Source organism: Anaerotruncus sp. AF02-27 (genome assembly GCF_003465835.1).
Classification (GTDB): Bacteria; Bacillota; Clostridia; order Oscillospirales; family Ruminococcaceae; genus Anaerotruncus; species Anaerotruncus rubiinfantis.
Genome location: NZ_QSBX01000008.1, coordinates 18,426 through 27,565 on the forward strand (window position 1 = coordinate 18,426; position 9,140 = coordinate 27,565).

General features: G+C 56.5%; 8 protein-coding genes. 2 read left to right on the forward strand and 6 right to left on the reverse strand.

What is annotated here, in order from left to right:
- Nucleotides 1-237: 237 nt before the first annotated feature.
- Together DWV16_RS08190 and DWV16_RS08195 are read right to left on the reverse strand one after the other, a co-directional pair.
- A complete protein-coding gene (locus DWV16_RS08190; protein ID WP_066458679.1) occupies nucleotides 238-948 on the reverse strand; it encodes a response regulator in 711 nt (236 codons plus the stop codon).
- The gene (locus DWV16_RS08195; RefSeq protein WP_118478659.1) at nucleotides 941-3,640 is read right to left on the reverse strand and encodes a sensor histidine kinase KdpD; all 2,700 of its coding nucleotides are present in this window, start codon (nucleotides 3,638-3,640) and stop codon (nucleotides 941-943) included. The genes DWV16_RS08190 and DWV16_RS08195 overlap by 8 nt, the downstream gene beginning before the upstream one ends.
- 459 nt (nucleotides 3,641-4,099) lie before the next feature.
- Between DWV16_RS08195 and DWV16_RS08200 the strand changes: the two genes are divergently transcribed.
- The gene (locus DWV16_RS08200) at nucleotides 4,100-5,443 is read left to right on the forward strand and encodes a TrkH family potassium uptake protein (protein WP_118478661.1); all 1,344 of its coding nucleotides are present in this window, start codon (nucleotides 4,100-4,102) and stop codon (nucleotides 5,441-5,443) included.
- A gap of 42 nt (nucleotides 5,444-5,485) precedes the next feature.
- Complete coding sequence (locus tag DWV16_RS08205) at nucleotides 5,486-6,130, forward strand: TrkA family potassium uptake protein (RefSeq protein ID WP_118478663.1); 645 nt, start codon at nucleotides 5,486-5,488, stop codon at nucleotides 6,128-6,130.
- Between the two features lie 44 nt (nucleotides 6,131-6,174).
- Here DWV16_RS08205 and DWV16_RS08210 read toward each other — a convergent pair whose 3' ends face one another.
- The 4 genes from DWV16_RS08210 to kdpB form a co-directional block, all read right to left on the reverse strand.
- Nucleotides 6,175-7,095, reverse strand: coding sequence for a hypothetical protein (locus DWV16_RS08210; protein WP_066458672.1), 921 nt, complete (start codon nucleotides 7,093-7,095; stop codon nucleotides 6,175-6,177).
- A complete protein-coding gene (gene kdpC, locus DWV16_RS08215; protein WP_118478665.1) occupies nucleotides 7,095-7,697 on the reverse strand; it encodes a potassium-transporting ATPase subunit KdpC in 603 nt (200 codons plus the stop codon). Before kdpC ends, DWV16_RS08210 begins: the two co-directional genes overlap by 1 nt.
- 43 nt (nucleotides 7,698-7,740) lie before the next feature.
- Complete coding sequence (locus tag DWV16_RS08220; protein WP_118478667.1) at nucleotides 7,741-7,950, reverse strand: hypothetical protein; 210 nt, start codon at nucleotides 7,948-7,950, stop codon at nucleotides 7,741-7,743.
- A gap of 14 nt (nucleotides 7,951-7,964) precedes the next feature.
- Nucleotides 7,965-9,140 (reverse strand): potassium-transporting ATPase subunit KdpB (kdpB, locus tag DWV16_RS19565; protein WP_243007293.1); only part of this gene is annotated, 1,176 nt, incomplete at its 5' end.

Here is a 9,140-nt window from a genome sequence, read left to right on the forward strand (position 1 = left end):
CTTCAGAATACACCCAAAACCAATCAAAGTCAATCACATTCAATCAATCGTGCGCCAAATTTTTTAGGTAATATTTGTGCATTTCATCTTACATATTTATGCCCATATAATTCACAGATAATATTTTGGCTGGATTTGACCGAATTACAAAAAGCAAGAGGGGAAGGTCCGCCGCTGGGCGGACCTTCCCCTTTTCCCGTAAACCGGTCGTTTTAGTATGGCCGGCAGAATTTTTATTTATTCGTCATCCGAGATACGTACCATTCGATAGCCGATCCCAACATGCGTCTGGATATATTTGGGCTCAGACGGCACCGGTTCGATCTTTTTGCGCAGGGTTGCCATAAACACCCGCAGTGACGGTGTATCGGTGGGCAGAGCGTTGTTCCAGACCTCCTTGAGGATGTAGTTGTGGGTGAGGACCTTGCCCGCGTTCTTCGCCAACAGGCAGATGAGCCTGTATTCAATCGGCGTGAGGTGAATCTCCTCGCCGTTCAGATAGACACAGCCCGCTGCGTAATCGATTTTGAGCCCGCCGTTTACAAAGGTACTGGCTTCCTCGTTCGTCTTGGAGCTGTCAAACCGCACCCGGCGCAACGCGACCCGCAGCCGTGCGAGCAGCTCGTCCACCGAAAACGGCTTGGTGAGATAGTCGTCCGCGCCCGCGTCGAGCGCGTCGACTTTATCGCGGTCCTCGCTGCGCGCGCTCACCACAATGATCGGTACATTGCTCCAGCCGCGCACCTTTTTGATGATTTCCACCCCATCCATATCGGGAAGCCCCAGATCCAGGATGATGACATCCGGATGGTAGGAAACCGCGTCAAGGACGGCCGCCTGGCCGGTGTGGGCGGTATGGTACTGGTATTCCTGTGTTTCGAGAGTGGTGGAAATCAGATTGCTGACCGCACGGTCATCCTCCACCACCAAAATTTGTGGTTTATTCAATTGGATTCACCTCCGCAGATTGTAGCGTGAAATAGAAAATCGTGCCTTTGGGGTTATTGTCCCGCACACCGATTTCCCCGCCATGCGACTGTACGATTGATTTACAGAGCGAAAGCCCCAGTCCGAGCCCGCGCCGGCCATCCGCGCGGCGGTCTCCAGCCGTATAGAACATATCAAACAGCTTCCCCTTCGCATCGTCCGCAATCCCGGGACCGTCGTCCGCAATCTCCACCATTGCCATTTTTCCCATGCGTTTGGCCCGCAGTGCGATGCGGGAACCGGGCGGGGTATATTTGATGGCGTTGTCCACGATGTTGATGATCACCTGGATAATGAGCCGCGCATCCATCTGGGCCATGAGCATATCATCTTTCAGATCGACGGTAATCTCATGTTCGCCCGCCTTCCGGCCAAGATGCCGGAGCGCCTCGCGGAACACCTCGTCCAGCAGTTCCGGAGCCATATGGATGCTCATGGAACCGTTTTCGATCCGAGTGACCGAAAGCAGGTTCTCCACCAGGTTGATGAGCCACATTGAATCGTCGTAAATATCGGTGTAAAGCGCCATCTTTTTGTCCTCATCCAGGATCGCGGAATTCCCCATCAGGATGCCTGCGTTTCCGGAAATACTCGTCAGCGGGGTGCGCAGGTCATGAGAAATTGCCCGCAGCAGGTTGGCCCGCAGCTGTTCCTGCTGCGCCTGCATCTGTGCCTTTCGTTTTTCCGCGCCAAGCGCAACCTTTTCCAGCGCGAGCCCGCATTCGCCCAGCATGGCGATCAGCAGGTTTTCCTCGAACGAATCGATCCCCTGCTCCCCGACTGCAATCCCCGCCACTGCGAAGACCTCCTTTTGCCCGCGCACCGCCATATAAAGGCATTTTGCGCTCGGCAGGGTATTGGTGGTTGCGCCCGCGTGCTTGTTGTTTTTCAGCACCCACTGGGCGACCCCGCGTTCTTCTTCGGTAAGGCAGGGCCTGATGTCCGTTTCGTCGGTGAGCGGATAGCATAGCGCGGGCATCAGGTTTCCGTCTTGCACCGGATAAAAAAAGACCGAACAGCCGAGCAGCTTCACCATCTGCCGGGCGGTCCCTGTAAGGATATCGTCCGCGGATTCCGCCTGCTGCAGTTTCTGACTCGTCTGTAAAAGCACCTCTGTCCGGTAGGCTTTGCGCGCGGCCTGCCGCGCCTGGTTTTTTACCCGCATGGTGAGGGTGCTTGTCACGAGGGAGGACGCAAACATAACCAGGAAGGTCACAGGATAGCTTGCGTCATAGGCGCGCAGGGTAAAATATGGATCTGTGAAGAAATAATTGAACGCCAGCACGCTGACAAAGGATACCAGCGCCCCGTAAATCCAGCCGTCTGTAATGACCGATGCGAACAGCACTCCCAGGATGTAAACGGTGATGATATTTGCTTCGCTGAAGCCGGCTGCATAAAACAATCCGCTGACAATCGTTGACAGCGCCACCATACCGATTGCTTTGGCAAGGTCTGTCCACGAAAATTGAAATTGCCGGCTGAGCCATCTGCGCCGCGCCGCATAATAGGGCTGCGCATCCGGGATGATGTAGATATCGAGATTCGGCGCAAGAGCAGTCAAGCGGTCAATCAGGTTGCTTCCGCTCAGAAAAAGCCGTTTCTTGTTGTTTGACCGCCCGATAATGATCTTTGAGACACCGCTTGCCTTCGCATATTCCGCGATCTGACCCGGCACGTCATCCCCATAGACAGTTGCGATGCGCGCGCCGAGATCCTCTGCCAGTTTCAGGTTCGCGCGCAGCCTGCGGCGGTTTTCCCCGCTCAGTTCCGGGGTGCCCGGCGTCTCCACAAACAGCGCTGTAAAGCTGCTGTGGAACGCCTCCGCCATGCGCGCCGCAGTGCGAATCACCTTTGCATTGGAGGGCGCACTCGAAAGGCAGATGAGGATATGCTCTCCCGCAGCAGGCGCTCCTCTGCCGCCGTCCGGAGTCATGGCCGCCCGGTTGAGCCGGTCGGCGGTGCGGCGCAGAGCAATTTCCCGCAGCGCCACAAGGTTCTCACGCGAAAAGAAATTGGTCAGAGCTTTGCGCGCCTGCTGTTCCCGATAAATTTTCCCCTGTTCGAGCCGGACGATCAGATCGTCCGGCTCGATGTCCACCAGCTCCACCTGGGTTGCCGAATCGAACACCCAGTCGGGGACCCGTTCACCGACAACCACGCCGGTAATCGAGGAAACGATATCGTTGAGGCTTTCAATGTGTTGGACGTTTACCGTCGTATAAACGTCGATCCCCGCGCGCAGAAGCTCCTCGATATCCTGATAACGTTTGCGGTGGCGGCAGCCTTCCGCGTTGGTATGCGCGAGCTCGTCGACCAGGATGAGCTGCGGATGCCGCTTGAGCGCGCCATCCAGATCAAATTCCCGCAGGGCGATCCCTTTATACCGCACCTGCAGCGTCGGCAGAGTTTCAAGCCCATGAAGCAGTTCCATTGTTTCCGGCCGGGAATGCGGCTCGATATAGCCCGCTACCACGTCAATCCCAGCCTCTTTCGCACGTTGTGCCGCTTCCAGCATCGCATAAGTTTTGCCCACGCCCGCCGCATAGCCGAAAAAGACCTTCATTCTGCCCGCCGTCTTGCCCGATTCGGATTCGGATTTCAGTTCCTGCAGCAGCAAATCCGGATCCGGCCGGTACCTATCTGCCTCCATTGCCTCACCTCCCGTTGCTATTCTTCTCCCATTTACAACCATTATGCCGTCGAAAAGCACCGCTTTCTTTCGGCGGCACAACCGCGAAACGGCGTAACGCCGGCAAAGCTGGTACCGTTGTGCTGCCGGCGTAATGAATGTGCCCCCGCACGGGAGGCAAGCGGCCCGCGCCGCATTCTGTCGCGTTTATTGTACCACAAGCGATGTGATAAAGCTGTTTTGATTCGTCCATTTATGCAAAGATTCTGTTAAGATTCCCGAACTGTTCAAAACCCGCTAGTCGTATTCTTTGCATAACCTTAACAGTCGGGCCGACATCTTAACCGGGCGTTTACGCGCCCTACGCTATACTGGAGATGTTAAGACGGAATAAAATCGCCTGGATTTTCCTGTCTTATCCCACAAAAACGGGCCGCCAAAACGGCCCGCCAAGTTTTATTATAGGTACGGGGGAATTCCATGTCAAAAATCCTCGGCGGGCTGACCCCGGCTAAGGTCATCCTCGGCGGTTTCCTGCTTCTGATTCTGAGCGGGACATTGCTGCTGATGCTGCCGTTTGCGACCAGGAGCGGTGAATCCGTCCCATTCCTTGACGCGCTTTTTACAGCTACTTCCGCCACCTGTGTGACCGGGCTTGTGCTGCACGATACTTATACCTTCTGGTCGGAGTTCGGACAGCTGGTGATCCTGCTGCTCATCCAAACCGGCGGTATGGGAGTTGTCACCGTCGCGGTCGCTGTGGCAATGCTTACTGGCAAAAAAATAGGCCTGCGTCAGCGGCTCGTTATGCAGGAATCGATCTCCGCGCCGCAGATGGGCGGGATTGTCCGGCTCACCAGCTTCATACTGAAGGCGACCTTCCTTTTTGAAGGGATTGGGGCCTTCTTCCTCGCCTTGCGCTTCTGTCCGGAATTTGGCCTTCTGCGCGGACTGTGGTTCGCTGTGTTCCATTCCATTTCCGCCTTCTGCAACGCGGGATTCGATTTGATGGGCATCCGTGAGCCGTTCTCCTCCCTCACGCGTTATGTGGGCGATCCGCTTGTAAACCTTCCGGTGATGCTGCTCATCGTCACCGGGGGCATCGGTTTTTTTGTCTGGGACGACCTGCGGCACAACAAGCTGAATATCCACCACTACCGGCTGCAAACCAAATTGGTGCTCTCCGGCACTGGGCTGCTCATTCTGCTGCCTGCGGCCTTTTTCTTTTTCTATGAATTCCAGCAGCCTGGCTGGAGCGGGATGAGCATTGGGGAAAGGCTGCTTGCCTCGCTCTTCCAATCGGTCACGCCGCGTACCGCCGGATTCAACACAGTGGATCTCACACAGCTGCAAAGCCCCGGTATCCTGCTGATCATCTCATTGATGGTCATCGGCGGTTCCCCGGGTTCCACGGCGGGCGGCATCAAAACGACCACCTTTGCCATGCTGATCCTCTGCGTGGGCTCCACCTTCCGAAAAAAGGACTGCATCCAGTGCTTTTCCCGGCGTATTCCGCCAGAGGCTTTGCGAAACGCGGTCACCATCCTGATGCTGTATCTGACGCTTTTTCTCTGCGGCGGCAATCTCATCAGCTGCGTCGAAGGCCTGCCCCTTTCCGCTGCTCTGTTTGAAGCCGCTTCCGCCATTGGCACGGTGGGGCTTTCCCTGGGTATCACCGGGGAGCTCGGTGTGGTTTCCCGGATCACGCTCATCACACTGATGTATTTTGGCCGTGTCGGCGGGCTCACCATGCTCTATGCGCTGGCGGACGGGCATCTGCGTCCGCCAGCACAGCTACCGCTCGAAAAGGTCACTGTCGGCTAACGGCGGGTGTCCCTGTAAATTGATTACGGAGGGGGTTCCATTATGAAATCAATCCTGCTCATCGGGCTGGGACGCTTCGGTCGCCATATGGCCGAAAAACTCCATGAACTGCGCCATCAGGTCCTGGCCGTCGATCTTGATGAAAACCGAGTCAACGAGGTCCTGCCCTTTGTCACCAACGCCCAGATTGGGGACAGCACCAACGAGGCGTTCGTTTCATCTCTGGGCGTACGCAACTTCGACCTTTGTATCGTGGCTATCGGTGACAATTTTCAAAGTTCGCTTGAAACGGCCGCGCTGCTCAAAGATCTCGGCGCCAAATATGTCCTTGCACGCGCCAACCGCGAGGTGCACGCAAAGTTCCTGCTGCGCAACGGCGCCGACAGCGTCGTCTATCCGGAGCAGGAGATGGCCGTGCGTACCGCGGTCAAGTACAGTTCAGACAACATCTTCGATTACATCGAGCTCACACCCAATCATTCGATTTATGAGATACCGGTGCCGGCCGGCTGGGTCGGCAGGACAATTGTCCAGCTCGCTGTGCGCACTAAATATCACATCAGCATCCTGGCCACCAAATGCCGAAATCAGCTGGAACTGCTCCCCAAGCCGGATCATCTGTTCCAGCCGGATGAAACGCTCATCATCATGGGAGAAAACAAGGACATCCAGCGCTTTCTGCAGTAAACCTTCCGAAAAGCCGCGGTCCGTAAGGGCCGCGGCTTTTTCTTTCACTTTTTTGAGGTGTGCTGATCCTCCGGCTTGACCGGAAACAGGATTTTTAAAAACATCTTCTCAGCGGGTGAACCATGGGTAAAATCGAACCGCATCTGACGGCCCTTGCGGCCGGTCACCTCAAACCGTTCGTCCTGTCGGTTGATCACTGTGATTCCAAGCTCCTCAAGCACCGTCTGCAAAGCCAGCTCCCACTCTATGAGCGTGGGGTATTCCCCGCAAAGGCCCGCCGAAAACAGCCAGTCGAATTCCATTGTGGACACGCCGTCTTCAAGGAATACTTCCCAAAGTTCCGCTTTCTGTTCCATCGACAGGCAGCTGAGCCTGCCCGCGCCGCCGCTGTTTTCACCCAACGGCAGATAACAGAAATAGGCTCCGTCAACCGCCGTTCCGAGCTGCTGCGCACGGCAGAACTCCTCCATGGTGCGCGGGACGGCAACGTCGTCCTGCCAAAAGCACATCTGGCGCAAGATCTGCGCGAAGCAGGCGCTGTCCCGCGCGTCCTGTGTTTCAATCTTGACGCAGAGTCCCGAGAGCACGTCGAAGTCCTTGCCGGAAACGCAGCTGCGCTCGGCAAGGATTTCCTCTCCCCGGAAACGAATCCGCAGTTCACCGGTTTCCTTCCCGGACGCGGTGCCATAAACGGTCACCGGCCACTGCTGGGAAATCCCGGCAATCACTTCGCCGTAATCAGCAATGAAATCGCCGCAGAGAAAGGTCGCATCGCGGAAAATCAACGTGAGCATCCGATTCCCCGCTGTGTGATAGACCGAAGGTTTCATCGAAAAGGCTCTGCTCAGATCGTAAAGGAATGCCAGCGCCAGCTTTGCGGGCGGGATGCCGGGAGGGAGCCGCCGCTGTCGGGCGGCCCGTTCGCTCCCGGCCAGTCGTTTCTGATAAAGCTTCATCCCATCCATCACAAGATCCCATCCAATGCGAGGTTCACCTTCAATACGTTCACACGCGGTTCACCGAACACTCCCCAAAAGCGGCCTTCGGTATATTTGGCAACGATTGCGCGCACCTCTTCCTCGCTCTTTCCAGTATTCGCGGCAATACGTGCAACCTGGTACTCCGCAGCCGCGGGCGAAATATGCGGGTCAAGCCCACTGCCCGAACAGGTCACAAGGTCCACTGGGACTGCTTTCTCATCCTCGCTGGGATGCGCGGCTTTCAGCTTCTCCACCCGTTTGGCAATCAGCGCCTCATAATCCGCGCTCGCGGGGGTGAGGTTGGTTGCCCAGGAATAGAGCACCGGGTTGCCCTGTTCGTCGGTGAAGGTGCTGGTATCGATCTTCATGACGCGGCCCCACATATGATCCTCGTCTTCGAATTGCTGCCCGAGCAGTTCGGAACCGTACCGTTTTCCGTCAATTTCGATAATGCTGCCGTTGGCCTGGTGCGGGAAGGCCAGCTGTGCGATACCCGTGACGACAGCTGTATAGATACCGCCGCACAGGATGCTCATTACCACAAGGAATACAAACGCTTTTGCCAGGATCGGGCCTGTTTTATTCATAATCATTCTCCTCCATCAATCCAGATTCGGTTCCCACATCCGGTCAAAACGCCCCGGACAGCCATAAATAGGGGACTGCCGCCGCAAAGGTCAGCGCCGCTACCAAAAACAGCACTCCAAGCGGCATCACAATGAGAACCGCTTCATACCGCAGGACGGGATGCGCATAGAGAAACCGCACCGCCGCGCGCCACAGATCAATCCAGACCGTCTTTTTTACGGACGCTTTCAGGCTGTATGAGTTGGCCAACATTTGGGTTCACTTCCTTAAAGGAGCCCCAAGGCGACAATGATCATATCGATCAGCTTGATCGCCACAAATGGGGCGATAATCCCACCGAGCCCATAAACCAGCAGGTTGTGTGACAGCAGCTTCCCTGCCGGGACTTCCCGGTAGCGGACCCCTTTGAGCGCCAGCGGGATGAGCGCGATAATGATGAGCGCGTTATAGATGATAGCGGAAAAGATCGCGCTGTCGGCGCTGTGCAGGCCCATGATATTGAGCGCCGCAAGGCCTGGGTAAAGGCCCATAAAAAGCGCCGGGATGATGGCAAAATATTTCGCCACATCGTTCGCAATCGAGAAGGTTGTAAGGCTTCCGCGGGTCATCAGGAGCTGTTTGCCGATGCGCACGATGTCGATCAGCTTGGTCGGCGAGGAATCGAGATCCACCATGTTGCCGGCTTCCTTGGCCGCCTGTGTGCCGCTGTTCATCGCAACCGCCACGTCTGCCTGTGCGAGCGCCGGGGCGTCGTTGGTGCCGTCGCCGGTCATTGCGACCAGATGGCCCTGCGCTTGGAATTCACGGATCAGCCTGAGCTTGCCTTCCGGCGTGGCCTCCGCGAGAAAATCGTCCACGCCCGCTTCCGCAGCGATCGCGGCCGCGGTCAAAGGGTTGTCGCCTGTGATCATGATGGTCTTGATGCCCATTTTGCGTAGATCCGCAAACTTTTCTTTTACGCCGTCCTTGATGATATCCTTGAGGTGAATGACGCCGAGGATACGGTGGTCTTTTGCCACGACAAGCGGGGTGCCGCCCTGCCGGGAAATCCGCTCAACCACCTGTTGACAGGAATCACTGTATTTGCCGCCCGCGTTTTCCACATACGCGCGGATTGCGTCGGCAGCGCCTTTGCGGATCTCGCTGTTCTCGTAGTTCACGCCGCTCATACGGGTTTTCGCGGTAAATGCGACGAACTGCATGTTCTTTTCCCCGATCTTGCGCCCGCGCAGACCAAACTGCTCCTTTGCAAGAACCACAACACTGCGGCCTTCCGGCGTTTCATCTGCGAGCGAGGAAAGCTGCGCGGCATCGGCAAGTTCCGCGACCGGACATCCGTCCACCGGGATAAATTCGCACGCCTGGCGGTTGCCAAGGGTGATGGTTCCGGTCTTATCCAGCATCAGGATATCGACGTCGCCCGCCGCTTCGATCGCGCGGCC

Bases quoted from the DNA above. Each gene is read 5' to 3' on its own strand.
- DWV16_RS08220 (WP_118478667.1), bottom strand. From the start codon at position 7,950: ATGTTGGCCAACTCATACAGCCTGAAAGCGTCCGTAAAAAAGACGGTC.
- kdpC (WP_118478665.1), bottom strand. From the start codon at position 7,697: ATGAATAAAACAGGCCCGATCCTGGCAAAAGCGTTTGTATTCCTTGTG.
- DWV16_RS08210 (WP_066458672.1), bottom strand. From the start codon at position 7,095: ATGGATGGGATGAAGCTTTATCAGAAACGACTGGCCGGGAGCGAACGG.
- DWV16_RS08195 (WP_118478659.1), bottom strand. From the start codon at position 3,640: ATGGAGGCAGATAGGTACCGGCCGGATCCGGATTTGCTGCTGCAGGAA.
- DWV16_RS08205 (WP_118478663.1), top strand. From the start codon at position 5,486: ATGAAATCAATCCTGCTCATCGGGCTGGGACGCTTCGGTCGCCATATG.
- DWV16_RS08200 (WP_118478661.1), top strand. From the start codon at position 4,100: ATGTCAAAAATCCTCGGCGGGCTGACCCCGGCTAAGGTCATCCTCGGC.